The 16,666-nt window shown below is 56.9% G+C and carries 11 protein-coding genes and 1 tRNA gene; 8 read left to right on the forward strand and 4 right to left on the reverse strand.

What is annotated here, in order from left to right; translation table 11 throughout:
- The first annotated feature begins 197 nt into the window (after positions 1–197).
- Positions 198–1,118, forward strand: a complete 921-nt coding sequence (locus RQI55_RS09505) for a DUF1499 domain-containing protein (RefSeq protein ID WP_243256502.1) — start codon at positions 198–200, stop codon at positions 1,116–1,118.
- A 20-nt stretch (positions 1,119–1,138) separates the two neighbouring features.
- Here the strand turns inward: RQI55_RS09505 and RQI55_RS09510 are convergent, their stop codons facing one another.
- Positions 1,139–2,047, reverse strand: coding sequence for an MBL fold metallo-hydrolase (locus RQI55_RS09510; RefSeq protein WP_243256992.1), 909 nt, complete (start codon positions 2,045–2,047; stop codon positions 1,139–1,141).
- 243 nt (positions 2,048–2,290) lie between these two features.
- On the opposite strand from RQI55_RS09510, the gene RQI55_RS09515 reads away from it, so the two are divergent.
- The 3 genes from RQI55_RS09515 (at position 2,291) to RQI55_RS09525 (ending at position 3,837) form a co-directional block, all read left to right on the forward strand.
- Positions 2,291–2,365, forward strand: a tRNA-Gln gene (locus tag RQI55_RS09515).
- A 239-nt stretch (positions 2,366–2,604) separates the two neighbouring features.
- Positions 2,605–3,084: a chemotaxis protein CheW gene (locus RQI55_RS09520; protein ID WP_042618212.1), complete on the forward strand. Its 480-nt coding sequence runs from the start codon at positions 2,605–2,607 to the stop codon at positions 3,082–3,084.
- 90 nt (positions 3,085–3,174) lie between these two features.
- Positions 3,175–3,837, forward strand: a complete 663-nt coding sequence (locus RQI55_RS09525; protein ID WP_243256501.1) for a DUF2161 family putative PD-(D/E)XK-type phosphodiesterase — start codon at positions 3,175–3,177, stop codon at positions 3,835–3,837.
- On the opposite strand, the gene RQI55_RS09530 is transcribed toward RQI55_RS09525, so the two are convergent.
- Entirely contained in the window at positions 3,834–5,777 is a 1,944-nt protein-coding gene (locus RQI55_RS09530) for an AI-2E family transporter (RefSeq protein WP_409233707.1), read from the reverse strand. The two genes, RQI55_RS09525 and RQI55_RS09530, sit on opposite strands and share 4 nt — an antisense overlap.
- A 346-nt stretch (positions 5,778–6,123) precedes the next feature.
- On the opposite strand from RQI55_RS09530, the gene RQI55_RS09535 reads away from it, so the two are divergent.
- On the forward strand, positions 6,124–8,529 hold the full coding sequence (locus RQI55_RS09535) for a PAS domain-containing sensor histidine kinase (RefSeq protein ID WP_243256500.1): 2,406 nt from the start codon (positions 6,124–6,126) through the stop codon (positions 8,527–8,529).
- A gap of 130 nt (positions 8,530–8,659) precedes the next feature.
- Entirely contained in the window at positions 8,660–9,730 is a 1,071-nt protein-coding gene (locus RQI55_RS09540) for a D-alanyl-D-alanine carboxypeptidase family protein (protein ID WP_042618215.1), read from the forward strand.
- Positions 9,731–9,805: 75 nt separating this feature from the next.
- On the opposite strand, the gene mqo is transcribed toward RQI55_RS09540, so the two are convergent.
- On the reverse strand, positions 9,806–11,458 hold the full coding sequence (mqo, locus tag RQI55_RS09545; RefSeq protein ID WP_082249905.1) for a malate dehydrogenase (quinone): 1,653 nt from the start codon (positions 11,456–11,458) through the stop codon (positions 9,806–9,808).
- A gap of 479 nt (positions 11,459–11,937) precedes the next feature.
- On the reverse strand, positions 11,938–12,348 hold the full coding sequence (locus tag RQI55_RS09550) for a hypothetical protein (protein WP_243256499.1): 411 nt from the start codon (positions 12,346–12,348) through the stop codon (positions 11,938–11,940).
- 714 nt (positions 12,349–13,062) lie between these two features.
- On the opposite strand from RQI55_RS09550, the gene RQI55_RS09555 reads away from it, so the two are divergent.
- Together RQI55_RS09555 and RQI55_RS09560 are read left to right on the forward strand one after the other, a co-directional pair.
- A complete protein-coding gene (locus RQI55_RS09555; RefSeq protein WP_162196028.1) occupies positions 13,063–14,265 on the forward strand; it encodes a glycosyltransferase family 2 protein in 1,203 nt (400 codons plus the stop codon).
- Between the two features lie 91 nt (positions 14,266–14,356).
- Positions 14,357–16,603 carry a hypothetical protein gene (locus RQI55_RS09560; protein ID WP_311272511.1) on the forward strand — a complete coding sequence of 749 codons (2,247 nt, stop codon included), beginning with the start codon at positions 14,357–14,359 and terminating at the stop codon, positions 16,601–16,603.
- Positions 16,604–16,666 lie beyond the last annotated feature (63 nt).

Here is a 16,666-nt window from a genome sequence, read left to right on the forward strand (position 1 = left end):
CACAAAACGCCGACCATGCGCTGTTCAAGGGGTGTGTCGATTCCATTTGAACTCAAAACCCATTATGACGTGATGTCCCGGCGATTCCCTGCAAAATCGGATGTTTTGCGCGAAACGCTCTTGTTGAAATACTAGGGCATGTTGTGCAAACGGTCTAAGTGTTTGCAGCAGCGACATGCCAAGCCAGGTGCCGCCCTATGACTGTGCGTTTCGTTCGGCCCGTGTCCTATGCGGCATATCTTTCCCGATATCTCGGGCTGGCAGCGCTTGTTCTGTTTCTGGTCGCGGCCCCCTTGCATCGCTTCGGCCCGCTGACATTGCCGGACTTCATCTCGCTCACGCTCATCTCCGCAGCCATTGCCGCTGTTGCGCTGCTATTGGCCCTCATCGGGCTCCAGCGGCTTTGGTCAACAGGCGCGAAAGGCGGGCTGTGGTCGCTCTGCGCCATCTTCTTCGCCGCCATCCCCTTGGGCGTTGTCGCATTTGCGGGCTTTCTCTATTGGCAAAAGCCCCACATTTACGATGTGACGACAGATGTGGTGGACGCGCCGAACTGGTTGTCCATCCCGACCGCGAACCAGCAATGGCTGCCGCGCCCGCTCATCGTTTCCAAAGCGGAGAGGGATGTGCAGGTAGCAGCCTATCCAAGCCTTGCAGGCCACCGCTATGAAGGCGCCATCGACCGCGTCTATGCGGCGGCGCGCAAAGTTGCGAAAGCCGAGCGCATCCGCATTTCCCACACCGATGGTCTGATCGGTTCGCTGCCGGATACGCAGCCCGGCATGCCGCAGCAGGACCAGAATGAAGGCGCAAGCGACACGCCGGTCGATGAGTTGCCGGCCAATGTTCCCGTGCCTCTGGCTCGCCCTGCAGAGGCTCCGGCACCAACCTTCTTCAATGGCAGCGGCGTGGTTGTGATGCAGGGCGAGACCCGCAGCCTCATCTGGGGCCTGCGCTTTGATGTTCTGATAAGGCTGCGCGAAGACACGGAAACCACGCTGGTGGACGTGCGCGTTGCGTCGCGCTTTGGCCCGCATGATCTGGGCATGGGCGCGAAAATCGCCGAGGCCTATCTCGATGCGCTGGACGCCGAAATGCAGGGCCTCAACGACAACTGACGCACTGCGCGGCTCGCCTTTCAGGTCGGAAAATAAAGCCCGTTCAAAGATGGAGGACCATCCGTCTGCACGTGCCCTTTTTCCAGCAGGTCTTCCATATGGGCGAGGACTGACAGTGCCGCTGCGCCATGCAAGCGCGGGTCGGTGCTTCTGTAGATGATTTTCACCATGTCTGGGATGGTCCTGTCACCCGCATGCAGACGTGCCAGCACGGCTTTTTCGCGCATGCGCCGGTGAGTGCGAAGGCCACGTATGAAGGCGGTGGGTTCATTGACCGGCCCGCCATGTCCGGGCAAAAACAGCCTGTCGTCCCGTTCAAGAAGCTTTGTCAGCGACGCCATATAGTCGCTCATCGAACCATCCGGTGGCGCAACGATGGTCGTCGCCCATGCCATGACGTGATCCGCTGAAAAGACGATGCCGGTACCCTCAAGCGCAAAGGCGGAATGATTGGCCGTGTGACCGGGCGTATGCAGCGCCGTCAGTGTCCAGCCATCGCCCGAGATGCTCTCATTATCGCCAAGTACGATATCCGGCACGAAAGCGGTATCCGAGCTCTCGGCAAACGGGTTCCGCTCACCCTCATGCAACGGCCTTGCGGCGCGATGCGGCCCTTCCGCAACGGTCAGCGCCCCGGTCGCCTGCCTCAACCGCGCCGCCAGTGGCGAGTGGTCGCGGTGGGTGTGGCTAACGAAAATATGGGTCAATTCGCGGCCTTCCAGCGCGGCCATCAATGCGTGAAAATGCGCATCGTCATCCGGCCCCGGATCAATCACCGCAACGGATTTTTCGCCGACAATATAGCTGTTGGTGCCATGAAAGGTGAAAGGCGAGGGGTTGTTGACGGTGATGCGCTGCACGCTATGCGCCACCGGCACCGCATTGCCATAAGCGGGCTGAAAATCGCGGTTGAATTCCGGGTCTGTCATAGGCTCAGTCAATGCTCACTCGTATTCGATTTTGATGAGGCTCGCGGCCTGCACTTACCGCAGTGTACGAAGCCCCGGCCTTGCGACGATAGGGCAGGCGGCGTCGTACCCCCTGACGTAACATGAAGAATTAGACCGACACACAAGAAATATTGCGCGCCACGCAACTTAATGATTGCCGCTGCCATTGCGCTTTGCTAATCAGGCCGCATTCAGGTCGTGGCGCTTCGCCCACTGCCCTGTTGGGGCGTCGCCAAGCGGTAAGGCACCGGTTTTTGGTACCGGCATTCCCAGGTTCGAATCCTGGCGCCCCAGCCATTGCTGTTGATGCAGCCGAATAAGTCTCTCATTGAACTTTGATCTACCCCGAGCGCCTCGCTTGCACGAATTGATTTCGCAATTCCCGCTTGGAAGCGCGTTGCATAAAACCTTATCTATCGCTAAGGTAGTGTTCACCGCTCATCGCTTGGTTGCATCGTCTGCAAAACGCTTTGTCGGCAAGATAGCGAGTGTTTTCTTGGGAAGCACCGCGCCTAAGGGAAGCTGGGGGAATTCTGATGTCTGTTACGGAAAGCGGTCCTAACTCGACCGGCACGTTCGAAATCATCGCATTCAGACTGCACGATCAGACGTTCTGCGTGCTGACAAGAACGATCCGCGAGATCCGGGGATGGGGCCCAGCGATGCCGATTCCAAACTCGCCGCCCGACGTCATTGGTGTCATGAACCTGCGTGGCACGGTTATTCCTATCATCGATCTCGCCAACAAGCTTGGTATGGACAGCACTGAGCCCAATGAGCGGAGCGCCATCGTTGTGGCCGAGGTTCATGGTCTGGCGATGGGACTGGTCGTCGATCGGGTCTCCGATATTCTGACGATTCCCGAAAACATGCTTCAGCCAGTACCGGAGATCAGCGTATCGCCGGGCATGCGCTATGCGGACGGTATCATCGCGCAACCGGACGGCATGATCTGTTTTCTTAATCTCGGACGGATGTTCGAAGAGGTCGCAGTCAGAAATATGAGTGCTGCCTGATTGGTGAAGACCTGCACGTGAGGCATTGACGGCACATCACGTCCTCGCTGTTATCTTGTCCATGACGGGTTGATTTGATAGTCAGTCCGCATGGAAACTTCGCTCTATTTGCCAGTCAAAGCGTTTCTGGAAGCCGCTGGCTTTTCCGTAAAAGGGGAGATCAGCGGGTGCGATCTGGTGGGGCTGAGCGGCGATGATCCGCCTGTCGTGGTCGTTTGCGAGCTAAAGCTGACTTTCAATCTTGAGCTTATCCTTCAGGCGGTTGACCGCGCTGCGGTTTCCGACGAGGTCTGGATTGCGGCTAGAATTTCAGCCAAAGGCAAGGGGCGCGAGGCTGACAAGCGTTACAGGGATCTGTGCCGCCGCCTCGGCATCGGCATGCTGGGGGTGTCAGATCTTGGCGATGTCAGCATCATCGTTGCTTCCGTTTCACCCATGCCGCGAACCAACGCCAAGCGGCGCTCGAGGCTGGTTCGGGAGCACCAGAAGAGGCGCGGCGACCCGGTTTTGGGCGGCAGCACCCGCACACCGGTCATGACGGCTTATCGCCAGCAGGCGCTCGGATGCGCAGCCGTTCTCGCTGAGGCACCCTTGCGCGTTCGAGATGTTCGGGAGCGGATTCCCGAAGCCACGAAAATCCTGCAGTCCAATGTCTATGGCTGGTTCGAACGTCTGGACAGGGGCATTTACGGCCTCACTGATGCCGGGCGTGAAGCCCTTATTCGATGGCCCCAGCCAGTGCCGGAAGTCTAGGCGGCCTCTATCGGTTTGGCAGCTTTCAGTCTCGGGCGACCGATCTTTCTGGCGATAACCGTCAATTCCCTTGGCGTGGATTTGGTGAGCGCAAGCCGCGCTGCCTCGCTCATCGATGTCGCGATGAAATCGGCGCTGATTTCGGCCGCATCGATCTGCCCGAAATTCTGTCCGTCGGCGGTCGGCATCAAAATCCCCACCCGCAATTTTGGCCTTGCCCGCTTCAGACGCCTGATAATCTGGCGGGCATGGGATTTGGAATTACCGTTCAGGAACGAGACCACGACAGTTTCGACACCATCTATGGCAAACCCTTGCGTGCCGCGACCGGCAAATCCGGCATAGCTGGCTGATGAGACCTCTGCACCCTGTATCTCGATGATCTGCGACAGCATGGCAGCTGCCGCGTCGTCTATGGCTCCGCGTCCGCCAAGGCATAGGATGGTCTGGCCGCGCCCATCCGGCAACTCGGTCGGGTCGTTGACGATGATAGAGGCCTCGGCCTCGTCCTCTTCGTTTTCTTCCTCGTCGGCAATGTCGGAGAGATTGTCGACCAGCGTCAGCGAACTGCTGGAAAACAGCCCGATCTGTGCGTCGGACATCACGCCGCGCTGGCGGTCCATCTCACCCAACAGCAGAGCTGGCAGCCCAACCTTGTCGTAGTAATCGACGAGATATTCTTCCTTGAGATATTCCTCGGCATTGTCGGTCGCCTCGTTCGGATCACCCGCCAGCAATCTTTGATACAGCTTTTCATGCAGTTCCAGCACGGGCTCATTGCCAAGCAGAACGTCCAGAAAGCCGAATTGCGGAACATAGCGGCCCAGAACCACAAGGCAGACGGTCAGCGGTGTGGAGAGCATAAGCCCGATTGGCCCCCACAGCCACGACCAGAAGATCGCCGAAACGATGATGGCCAGCGGAGAAAGCCCCGTATGCGATCCGTAAAGCCAGGGCTCCACCACATTGTTGCTGATGATTTCAATTGTGATGAACAGCGCAGCTACCCACGCAACAAGCGACCAGCCGGGCGCAATGGCCAGAGCCAGAAACAGCGGCAGGATCATGCCGATGACGGGGCCGATATAGGGAACGAACCTTAAGACCAGCGTCAGCAGCCCCCAGAGTATGGCGTTGGGAATGCCGAGCACCCACAGACCAATGGTAATGGGCACAGCATAGAGCGTATTCACAACCAGCTGCATCAGCAGATATTTGCCAACGCGCTTGCCCGCATCCTGAAGCGCTGCGGTGGTGCGGTGCAGATCACTGAGGCCCACCAGCCGGATGAAGCGGTCGCGCAGATCTTCCCGCTCCAGAAGCATGAAAACGACGAGAACGATGACAAGACCTGCCGTGGCAAAGGGGCTGATCAAGGGCAGGATCAGGTTTCCGAGTGTCTGCAGCGGGTTGGAGCGGGCTATGATTTCCACCGGCATCGGTTCGCGCGGTGGTGCCACAGGCGCCGCGGTGTCCTGGCTTTCCACCGCTCTCACCTGAATTTCCGCGCCCACCTTTTCCACGACCTTGCTCAGGTGATCCAGCAAGCCGTTGCCCGCACCGGCTTGGGCCAGTGTTTGCACCTTGCTGACGATGTTGCGCTGGTAGGTGGGAATGTTGGTGGCGAGATTGGCGACCTGGGTGGCCACGATGAAGCTGAAAATGGCGATGGCGGTAAAGGCCGATATGACAGCCAGAATGACCGCCAGTATTTTCGGCACAGATCGTTTGCGCAAAAATGAAACGATGGGTGCCAACGTGAAGGATAAAAGCAGGGCAAGCGCAAGCGGAATGAAGATATCCTCACCCACACGCAGCAGAAACGCCACGCCGATCAGGATCAACACCGTTCTTCCCGAAAGCATATTGGACGAAGCCCCATCGGTCTTCGGATAGGTCGGACCGGCGGTTACCGCGCTCACAGTTTTCGGAAAGTCCATGTCTTTATCCCGCCTCATGCCCAAAAAGGGTCACATCATTGGCCTTTTCAACAGGCAGCACAAAAGGCTGTGGGCAGTTGGTCAGGTGAACGTGTGACATGCGCTAGCCCTTAGCATGGCCTCGCGAAGCGGTGAACGCATGTGCTGATATGCGGTTCCTTGCAGAACAGAGAAGGACAAAATTCTGTTGACCCCTGTTTCCTCAACACACCATTTGCGGGCCAGCATGGCGCGCCCATGCATGGCCATGCCTGATGTGCAGGGTCGTCATGTCAAAAACTTGCGTTGTGAGGTGAACGAAAACACCTTTAAAAGCCTTATAGCGTTTTTGCGTCTGGAGTTTTGAATGCCCGCAGGTTCTTCCCGGCCATCCTGTTTGCCCGAAAGTGGTGAGGCGGCCGACGTCATCCATCGCTTCGACTGGTCCAAAACGTCGCTTGGGCCGATTGAGGGCTGGAGCGTGACCATTCAGACCATCGTGGCGACGATGCTGCGTTCTCCCGTTGCCATCGCCACAATGTGGGGAGATGAAGGCGTGATGATCTACAATGATGCCTATGTCGAAATCGCGGGCAAAAGGCACCCCGGCCTGATGGGTTCCGCTGTTCGGGAGGCGTGGCCGGAGGCTGCAGAGTTCAACGATCATGTCATGAAGTTGGGCATGGCTGGCAAAACGCTGTCCTATAAGGATCAGCCTCTGACGCTGTTTAGAAATGGCATTGCCGAAGACGTGTGGCTGGATCTCGACTATTCGCCGGTAGCCGATGAGGATGGCACCACACTCGGCGTTTTTGCCGTGTTGCGCGATACATCCGAGCGGGTCAAGGCGGCAAGGCAACTTGAAGCGCTGAATGAAGACCTGGAGCGGCAGGTGCTGGAGCGCGTGCTGGAACAGGGCACGACCTGGAACATCAATCCCGATATGCTCGCCGTGATGGGTATGGATGGCCGTTTTCTGGCAACCAACCCCGCATGGGGCAAGACGCTGGGATACACCGCCCATGAAATGCGCGGCTTCACCTATTCCGATCTGCTGCACCCGGGCGATATTGCAGACGCAGATCAAGCTCTTGCCACACTGATAAATGGTGAGGCTGTCATTGAGGTCGAAAACAGATACCGGACCAAGGACGGGGCATATCGCTGGTTTTCCTGGGTCTGCGTGCCCGAGAACGGCAAGATTTACTGCATCATCCGCGATGTGACCAATGAGAAAATTGCCCGCGCCGAACGCGATCAGCTCTGGCGGCTTTCGCAGGATATGCTGGCCCGTGCCAGCTATGACGGTGAAATGTCAGCCGTCAATCCTGCATGGGGCAAGGTTCTGGGTTGGAGCGAGCAGGAGCTGCTGACCAACCCTTACGTCGATATCATCCACCCTGACGACGTGCCAGGAACGACGGCGGCACTGGTGGAAATGGCAAAGACCGCCCAGCCGACGAAGTTTGAAAACCGCATCCAGACCAAGAGCGGTGTGTGGACGCCCATCGGCTGGACCGTGTCGCCAGAAGCCGACAATGTGAATTTCATTGCGGTGGGCCGTGATCTCTCGGATTACAAGGCTCAGGAAGAAGAGCTTGCCGATGCGCAGGAGCAGTTGCGACAGGCACAGAAGATCGAGGCCATCGGTCAGCTCACCGGCGGCTTGGCGCATGATTTCAACAATATTCTGGCTGGCATTGCCGGAAGCTTGGAGATGATGAAGACGCGTCTTGCCCAGGGGCGTGTTGGCGAGTTGGATCGCTATATCGTTGGCGCAACCGGCGCCACCAAACGTGCCGCGGCCTTGACGCAGAGGCTTCTGGCCTTTTCGCGCCGCCAGACGCTGGCTCCGAAAACCACCGATGTGAACGCTCTCGTCACCGGCATGCTGGAGCTTGTCCATCGCAGTATCGGCCCCAGCATCGAGGTTCAAACCGATGCGGCGGACAATCTCTGGACAACCTTCGTCGATGCGGGCCAACTCGAAAACGCGCTGCTCAACCTGTGCATCAATGCGCGCGATGCCATGCCCGATGGCGGCACTCTGACCATCAAGACCGGCAACCACTGGCTGGATGCGCGCGCGGCAAAAGACGTGGGCCTGAAAGCCGGTGAATATATCTGCCTGTGCGTTGCAGATTCCGGAACGGGCATGTCGGCAGAGGTCATGTCGCGTGCCTTCGATCCATTCTATACCACCAAGCCCATCGGGCAGGGCACTGGCCTTGGCCTTTCCATGGTGCACGGCTTTGCAGGCCAATCAAACGGCGCAGTGCGCATCGAATCCAGAATTGGTGAAGGCACCACGATCAGCATCTACCTGCCGCGCCACGGCGCAGAGGCTGATGCGGAAGAGGGTGGCGAGGCCCAACAGGCGCCCGCACCACAATCGAGCGGCGGCGAGACGGTGCTGGTGGTGGATGACGAACCCTTGGTGCGGATGGTTGCCGTCGAGCAGTTGGAAGAGCTCGGATACCGGGTTCTGGAAGCCGATGACGGAAAATCCGCGCTGGCCATCCTCAATGCCGACACCCAGATCAACCTGCTGGTGACCGATGTCGGCTTGCCCAATGGCATGAACGGGCGCCAATTGGCGGAAGCGGCGCGCATCGCCCGGCCAGACCTCGGCGTTCTCTTCATAACCGGTTACGCGGAAAATGCCGTTCTCAACCACGGCCATCTGGAGCAGGGCATGCATGTGATGACGAAGCCGTTCCAGAATGATGTATTTGCGCGCAAGGTCAATGATCTGATCGGTCGTGGCGTGTGATGCTCAGCCACTTGTCACGAACATTTTATCGCAGCTTGCTTATGGACATTCCCTCTCAGGGATTTATGCAGGTGTCGGAAAAACCGCTCAGGCGAACACATGATATGACAGGCTTGGAGACCGACGCTTGATGAAACCGAAATTGGCTCAACACTTGTGGGCACGGATTGTTGTCGCTACGTCCCTTCTGGCTGCGGGAACTGCCAATGCTACGCCGGTTCTGGTTGTCGATACCGCCAGCCGTCAGGTCCTTTATCAGGAAGATGCGGGCGTGCCGTGGTATCCTGCATCCACCACCAAGCTGATGACGGCGCTGGTTGTGTTCGAAGCGCTGCGGGCCGGTGAAGTTACCCTTTCCACTCCTGTCATGATGACGCGCAACGCAACCAAGCAGGCCTTCCTCGAATCCGGCCTGACCTTTGGCCGAACGATGACGCTTGAAGACGCGCTTTATGCAGCACTGACGGCGTCTGCCAATGATGTCGCCGTGGCTTTGGCGGAGGCAGTTGCGCCGAGCGAAACTGCGTTCATTCAGCGCATGAATGCGCAGGTGCAACGCCTTGGAATGACTGGCACGCATTTCGCCAGCCCGAATGGATTGTTTGACCGCAGCAACTATTCCACGGCGCGTGATCTGGCCATTCTCGGCATGGAGATCGAGCAAGCCTATCCGGAATATAGCCGTTTCTTCCAAGGGTCAGCCGTCATCATCGATGGCAAGGAAATCAAGTCCAACAACGCCTTGCTGACCAGCTTTGATGGAACCGTCGGAATGAAAACCGGCTTTCTCTGTGCCTCAGGCCGAAACTATGTTGGTCTTGCCACCCGCAATGGCAAGCGCGTGATGGTCGTGATCCTTGGCGCGACGACAGAGCGCGAGCGCAACGAACGCGCAGCCAAATATCTGACGGAGGCTTTCGATGGCAAGCTTCCGGCGTCCGGTTCGCTGGAAGCCATTCAAAACCGCAGCGATGTGGCACCGCAGGATATGCGCATCCGGCTTTGCACGGACAAGAGCGTCGCCTATGAGGCCGAGCGTGAAGCGCTTTACCCCATGGGTCTGCCGGGCCACGAAACCTTCCTGAAACCCCAGACATCAGGGCAGGTTCGGACAATCACCACCTGGGCAACCGCCACAGATCTGCCCGTGCCGACGCCACGCCCACCAGAGCAGCAGCTGAAAAGCGGCTCAACCGGCTAAGGCCTACGACGCTCTCCAATAAAAAAGGCACGTCCCACGACGTGCCTTTTGTCATTCTGTAAAGCTGATGCTGGCTTAGAGCGCCATGTCTGGGCGCTGTGCCGCTGGCTCACCAACGCCAGCGCCGGGGGCTGCATTGATGGCTGCCATGTCGATCTGCGGCGGGGTCGGAAGCTGCAGGTGCTCGCTTGTGTAAGCCCATTCCTGCATGACCTTTTCGGGGTCTGCGTTCAGCTTCGTGCCGTAGCTTGGAACGATCTCGCGGATCTTGGCCTGCCACTCTGGCGAAGCGACCTTCTCCTTGAAAACCTTCTCCAGCACGTTGAGCATGATGGGAGCCGCAGTCGATGCGCCTGGAGATGCACCCAGCAGAGCCGCGATGCTGCCATCCTTGGCGCTGACGATTTCGGTGCCGAGCTTCAACACGCCGCCCTTTTCCGCATCGCGCTTGATGATCTGCACGCGCTGGCCCGCCTGCCACAGACGCCACTCACCCTGTTTGGCGCCGGGGAAATATTCCTGCAACGCAGCGAAACGGTCGTCATCAGACATCATCAACTGACCGGCCAGATATTCCACCAGCGGATATTCGTCGATACCAACGCTCATCATTGGCCACGCATTGCTCATCGTGGTTGATGTCATCAGATCGAAATAAGAGCCTTCCTTCAGGAACTTCGTGGAGAAGGTCGCGAATGGCCCAAACAGCACGACGCGCTTGCCGCCAATGACGCGCGTGTCGAGGTGAGGAACCGACATGGGCGGAGAACCGACCGATGCCTTGCCATAGGCCTTGGCCAGATGCAGCATGGTCACGTCAGGGTTTTCGTTGACGAGGAACGAGCCACCAACCGGGAAGCCGCCATAGGCTTCGCCTTCTGGAATGCCGGACATCTGCAACAGATGGATTGCACCGCCGCCTGCGCCAACGAAGACGAACTTGGCATCAACCGTGCGCTCGGAATCATCCTTGAGGTTGCTGTATGTCACGCGCCATGTGCCATCGGTGTTGCGCTCGATGGCGGTGACTTCGCTTGATGTCTGAAGGTTGAAAGACTTTTGCGTTTGCAGGTGAGCAACGAACTGGCGGGTGATTTCGCCGAATTCCATGTCGGTGCCCAGCGGAGACCATGTTGCGCCGATTTTCTGGTTCGGGTCGCGACCCTCCATCATCAACGGAACCCATTTCTTGATCTGTTCTGGGTCGCTGGAATATTGCATCCCGGCAAAAAGTGGGCTTGCCTTCAACGCCTCATAACGCTTTTCAAGATAGGCGATGTTTTCTTCGCCCCAGACAAAGCTCATATGCGGAGTGTGGTTGATGAAGGAGCGCGGGTTCTTCAAAACGCCATTGCGCACCTGCCATGCCCAGAACTGACGCGAAATCTGGAAAGCCTCGTTGATTTCGATGGCCTTGGAAATGTCGATGCCGCCATTGGCGGTTTCTGGCGTATAGTTCAACTCGGCAAGCGCGGAGTGACCAGTGCCTGCATTGTTCCAGCCATTGGAGCTTTCCAGTGCCACCGCGTCGAGGCGTTCAAGCATTTCGATGGACCAGTTCGGCTCCAGTTCGTGCAGCCAAACGCCAAGCGTCGCACTCATAATGCCGCCGCCAATCAACAGCACATCAACCTGCTTGTCAGCAGCTTGCGCCAGTGCAGGCGCGCCCGGCAGCGCGGCAGCCGCAAGGCCCGCAAACGCTGTGCCAAGCACCTGGCGGCGGTTCATGGTAAAGTCGTTGTTCGAGAATTCGGTTGTCAGGCCTTTGCCCTTGTCGTTTCTGCTCACGTCTTTTCCTAAACTAATTGATAATCTTCAATTTGTGCGGCGCAATAACGCATCGATAGCTGTAAGACAACTCGGGGAGGGGCCAAGGGTCAGCCCCGGCTTACGTAAGCTCAGAAAATGCAGCTTCCCGTGAAAAATTTCGCACACGGCGTTTCAGAACCCAAGACTGCGACATTTTGCCTTATTTTTCCGTATCATAGGCCTGATAGCCTTAATGGATGCAAGCGGCGTTGCGGCAGAAACCAACAGGCATCTAATCGATTGAAATCAAAGGATTGCGCTGTGCGCATATCTGATGTGCGACCTTGCCTTTTTGCGAATATCGGCCTTTTCAGGCGTCGGCGCAGACCAAACAATAGCCACAAAAAAGCCCGCCTGATCCAAAAATCGGCGGGCTTTGAGAAGCAGTGGCTTAGGCCTTATTCGCCTGCGAGAAACTCTGCGCAATAGCTCGGGCCGTTGACGCCGGGACGGTCGGAAACGGTGCGAACGGAATTGATCTTGTAGTCGCCGCCAACAACGATCTGCACTGTGCAGGAAAGGCTGGCATTGCGTGCAGGCGAAATCTGGCGTCCGCGCTTGCCGTCCTTGCCTTCTTCAAACTTGGCAGGGATCTTCGCATTTCTGAAACCACCACGCCATGTGTAGGTCGTCGTGCTGCCATTGGTGACGTCAGTCAGCGGCGGGCCAAACTTGGCAAAGAACACGCCTGCAGACTGGCCGACCCAGCGCGTTTCAACAGCGCTTTTAGGTGCCAATGAAGGTGTGGTCGTGGTGCAGGCGGAAAGGGCAATCGCCAGCCCTGCCAATGTTAAGCTGCGAAAACGCATGGAAATTTCCTTTGTAAGCGGTGTCAGAGAGATGGGAGATGATGTCCCCTAGCAGATTTACGACGGTGCGGCAGTGCCGACATCAGCCCAAATGAATATTTTTTGCCACAATTGCTTTTTTGTAACGATCGCGCCCTGAAGCGGCAGGATCACGCGACCGGGATACGCCTAGAAGGAACCTTTGCCCCTGAGTTCCGTTAGCTCCACAGGTATAAAGGAGACTATCATGTTAAAAGGTCTGGTTCTGTGGGCAATGGGTGTGCCCCTCGTCGTTATCGTCCTGCTCTATATGTTCTTCTTCTAGTCGAAGACCGGGCTGTAAATCATCGCAGCCACTAGCGAATTAAGATCAATACGGCCATGCCTCAGGTTTATACACTACGGCGTGGCCGTTTTGTTTTAAGTGCATCGCTAAGACTTCGCTTGAAGTTGCTTGCGGTCTTCAGCCTCATCCGAGAGCCAAATATTGCCATCCAGAACGCCGTTGTAGGTGGGTGATACATAAGCTTCGCGAAAGCCGAGGCTTGTATACCGTCAAGGATATCTGGAAAGCTTCTTTTAAAAGGGTGGCTCTTGCAGAGTAGAAAGACTCACCTTGCATCCGTCTGCGGGCTTGAAGCTTCCCGGTGACTACGGCCCAGCGCGTTGGCCGCTGTCAGTGTGAATTTTGCCGTTGATTGATGTTCACTCGTCATGCAACAGGCGGCCGTCGCAATGTCCAGTTCAGAAATCCTGCTTTCAATATGTGTGCCGACCTATAACAGGCAGTTTTTGCTTGAGAGGAATATCAATTTCCATCTGGAATGGTTCCGCAGGCTTGGCATGTCATTCGAGATTGTTGTGGTCGATGACTGCTCGACCGATGGCACCGCTGACTACATCAAGACGCTGGCGGATATTCCCGAAGTCAGCCCGTACAGAAGAATCAAGAATTCCGGTTTCGTCAGCAACTACGCTTTTGCCATGCGCCGCGCGCGCGGCCGCTACGCCGTGTTTCTGGGCGATGATGACCTGCTGATCCCGGAAAAGGTCAAGCAATATGTCGAGATCATGGAGGCCGAGCCCGGCATCGGCATGGTGCAGGCGCCGTGGTTGTTGGTCGACGCGCGGGGCGGTCAACGTGATATCGGCCCCTTCTATCGTATACCGGGCCCAACCCGCCACTCCAGGGGCGATTTCTCGTCACTCCTCAGCTTCGTCTTCAATCACCATGTCTTTCCAGAATTTCTGATTGTTCGTCGCGATGTGCTGGCGAAATCCATATCCAGTGCGACCCCATTCATTTTCTGGGCTTACCTTTATACCGCCCGCGCGCTCGACAAGGCCGACATTCTCTTCATGCCCGAGCCGTTTGCGCGCGTAACTGCCATTTCTGACGACCCCAGAATGCAGCAGGGCAACAACGAGTGCATGTTCCAATGGGATACCTATCGCGGTGGCATCGAGTATCTGGCGGCGCAGATGTGGAAGGACAAGGTGCCATCCACGCATGAGCGTGACGATTTCTTCCGCCGTCTGACGGAATTCATGCTTCACAGACAGGGCGTTGCATTGCGACTGCATATCGATGCTCGCAACTGGCCAGAAGCCTACATTCTCTACAACCGCATGGCTGCCTACCAGACCGTGGTGTTGAAGGATACGACAAGCGACACGATCAGGAAAATCGCCGGCCTCGTTGTTGCGGCGAAAGAAGCGGCCGCCTTCAGCGACCTGCCGATCATCCTGGATCCGATCGTTGGCAACGAGATCGTTGAACTCCTGCCGCAGGCGTTGAAAGACCGCATCACCCGCGAAATCCCCACGCGTGACGATGGCCCGCGCGCCTGGCTTCGCTTTGATCCACGCTTCGGCGAGCCTCTTGCGCGAAAAGATGCAGCTTTCGATCTTTCCACCTACCTCGACCAGTTTATCTGATGGAATTCGCCAGTTCGGGGCAAGACTAGAGCATTAAACAAGGCTGTATTTTCTGCAGGTAAAGACGCTGCAAATAGGATTGGTGGTAAGAATGAATTCTCCTGTTACTTTGATGTCCCAGCATTCTCCGCTAGCCGCAGCGGAACTCGATAGAATTCCGGTCGATCTTGAGGTGCCGGTCACCTGGTTTCCGTCGCAGCTCGATGGTGAGCGTCACCGCGCGATGTTCTCGCAACTGTGCAGCGTTCTCGCATCGCGTCCCATTGATGTTCACTTGAAGCCTGTGGCCCATGGAATGCATGACGTTCCGCGCCGCCCGCGTCCGAATGGCGTCGTTTTTTCCTATCATTCCATTGGTACAGAACGGAATGTCTGGCGCATCAAGGAAACGCCTATCGCTGGCTGGTACTCCTTCGATCCGAACGGCTTCTCCGGCTGGAGTTCGCTCGCAAAGTTCCCGGCCTCCCATATGTCTCGCATCAGGGGCTGCGAGCCAAATGCAAGCCTTGCCTATGTTCAGCAGTTGAAAGAAAAGCTGCGCATTCGTAATGCGTCGAAATACAGCCAGTCGGCAGAGGCTTTCACGCTTGATCGGCCCTATGTTTACTTCCCGTTGCAGCTTATCGATGATCCTGTCAGCGAATTCTGCCGTCTGAACCCGTTTGACGTCATTGTTCGTGCAGCCGAGATGGCGCAACAGAGCGGCTACGCCCTGGTTTTGAAGCGGCATCCTTTGTGCCGGTCTTCTGTGGTCGCTCAGGTGTTGGGAGAAGTGCAAAAGGCATTCTCTTCCGTCGTCATATCCAATGCTTCCATCCATCAGCACCTTGAAGGCTGCCGTGCTGTCATCGTTGCAAATTCCGGCGTGGGAATGGAGGCTTTGATGTATTTGAAGCCGGTGTTCTCCTTCGCATCAAGCGAGTATGAGCTTGCGACGACGTCGATTTCTTCGCTTGAAGAACTCGATGCCGCATTTGCTCCAGAGCTTCCCGATAACGCCGCATGGATGGCGCAGTTTCTGAACTATTATCTCGAGCAATGCTGCTTCTCGATTTACGATACCAACACCATAGAGCGGCAGGTCAGCCGTGCTTTGGTGGGCGTATCTGCCGTTGTGAAGTCAGGCGCAAGCGAGAGGGACGCAACCTCATCTCATGAGGGAAGTGCGCTCAGCGCGTCCCTGGCTGAGGCGCAAGCCGAGACTGCACGTCTGCGCGAGGTGGCGACACAGGCCGTTGAACTGGCCGCTCGGCTTGAGAAGCAGCTGGCTTCCCAGTCCGGGTCTCAGGAAGCGTCATCTCCAGCATCTGCGAATGCAATTGCCGCCGCGACAGAAGTCGCTATGCGCCTGCATGAGGGAGGCATGGCCGCAAGCGTTGGTGAAGCTGTACTCGGTGGAACCATTCGCTCAGCATATTCTGCCTATGCGGAAATGGCTGTGACAGCGATGCGATCGCCAGAGTTGAAGCGTCAGGTGGAAGTGGAGATCATGAGTTCGGCCTATGCCGCAGGTATGGACCCGACACTCGCTCACAAAAACCGCACGGCCAATGATTATCAGCGCCTGCACGATCATGACCGAGGTTATCAGGACAACAATTGGCTGGTCGATCACTGCGACGTCATCTCGTCCGTCAAGCCTGAGGTCGTAGTCGAAGTCGGCTGTGGAAATGGCCGCTTCCTACGCAAGATCGCTCCGCTCGTTCCCAATGTCGTCGGTCTTGATTGGGCGCGCGCGCCCCAGCTCGCGGTCATTCCTGACAATGTCGAGTTCCGCACAACAGACGTTCTAAAGGATGAGATTCCAAACGGAAGCGTTTGTGTTTCGGCAGATGTTCTCGAGCATTTCGAACCGCATGCCTTGCCGGCGCTGATTAAAAAGCTTCATGAAGCGGCACGCTTCAACTATCACGTGATTGCCTGCTATGATGATGGACACAGCCATTGCTCTGTTTTCCATCCCGGTCAGTGGCTTGCATTGTTCAAGACAATTTCTCCGGACTACCGCCTGGTAGCAACCATAACCCGTCCGGGCAGGCCAGATCGTATTGCCTGTGTCATCACCAATATTTCAGGCACGGAGAGATTTTTCCCCAAGCTTGGTCCGCTTACGGGCGGTTGGGAAACAGACACCGGTCAAAAAATTAACTTCGCCAGCAACTTCTCATTCGAGGCTGGTGGTACAAAGGCGGGTGCGTGGTTCCCGATGGCGAATGGAACGGGCGCAATGAAGTGGAATGGTGGAAACATCGATTATGTTTCACTCAGCGCCGATGGCAGCACGCTCAGTGTAAGAAATATGGAAGGCGGCTCTTTTTCCGTCAAACGCTCATCGTAATGCCGCTTAGGCAGTCGAAATAGGCATTGATCTTAGGGAGGCGTCGGATAATCCGGCGCCTCC

The organism is Rhizobium sp. WCS2018Hpa-16, assembly GCF_031843705.1.
GTDB lineage: Bacteria > Pseudomonadota > Alphaproteobacteria > Rhizobiales > Rhizobiaceae > Agrobacterium > Agrobacterium tumefaciens_C.

What these genes read in the sequence shown, in the direction of transcription:
- RQI55_RS09505 (WP_243256502.1), top strand. Translation starts at nt 198, where the DNA reads ATGACTGTGCGTTTCGTTCGGCCCGTGTCCTATGCGGCATATCTTTCC.
- RQI55_RS09510 (WP_243256992.1), bottom strand. Translation starts at nt 2,047, where the DNA reads ATGACAGACCCGGAATTCAACCGCGATTTTCAGCCCGCTTATGGCAAT.
- RQI55_RS09520 (WP_042618212.1), top strand. Translation starts at nt 2,605, where the DNA reads ATGTCTGTTACGGAAAGCGGTCCTAACTCGACCGGCACGTTCGAAATC.
- RQI55_RS09525 (WP_243256501.1), top strand. Translation starts at nt 3,175, where the DNA reads ATGGAAACTTCGCTCTATTTGCCAGTCAAAGCGTTTCTGGAAGCCGCT.
- RQI55_RS09530 (WP_409233707.1), bottom strand. Translation starts at nt 5,777, where the DNA reads ATGGACTTTCCGAAAACTGTGAGCGCGGTAACCGCCGGTCCGACCTAT.
- RQI55_RS09535 (WP_243256500.1), top strand. Translation starts at nt 6,124, where the DNA reads ATGCCCGCAGGTTCTTCCCGGCCATCCTGTTTGCCCGAAAGTGGTGAG.
- RQI55_RS09540 (WP_042618215.1), top strand. Translation starts at nt 8,660, where the DNA reads ATGAAACCGAAATTGGCTCAACACTTGTGGGCACGGATTGTTGTCGCT.
- mqo (WP_082249905.1), bottom strand. Translation starts at nt 11,458, where the DNA reads ATGAACCGCCGCCAGGTGCTTGGCACAGCGTTTGCGGGCCTTGCGGCT.
- RQI55_RS09550 (WP_243256499.1), bottom strand. Translation starts at nt 12,348, where the DNA reads ATGCGTTTTCGCAGCTTAACATTGGCAGGGCTGGCGATTGCCCTTTCC.
- RQI55_RS09555 (WP_162196028.1), top strand. Translation starts at nt 13,063, where the DNA reads ATGTCCAGTTCAGAAATCCTGCTTTCAATATGTGTGCCGACCTATAAC.
- RQI55_RS09560 (WP_311272511.1), top strand. Translation starts at nt 14,357, where the DNA reads ATGAATTCTCCTGTTACTTTGATGTCCCAGCATTCTCCGCTAGCCGCA.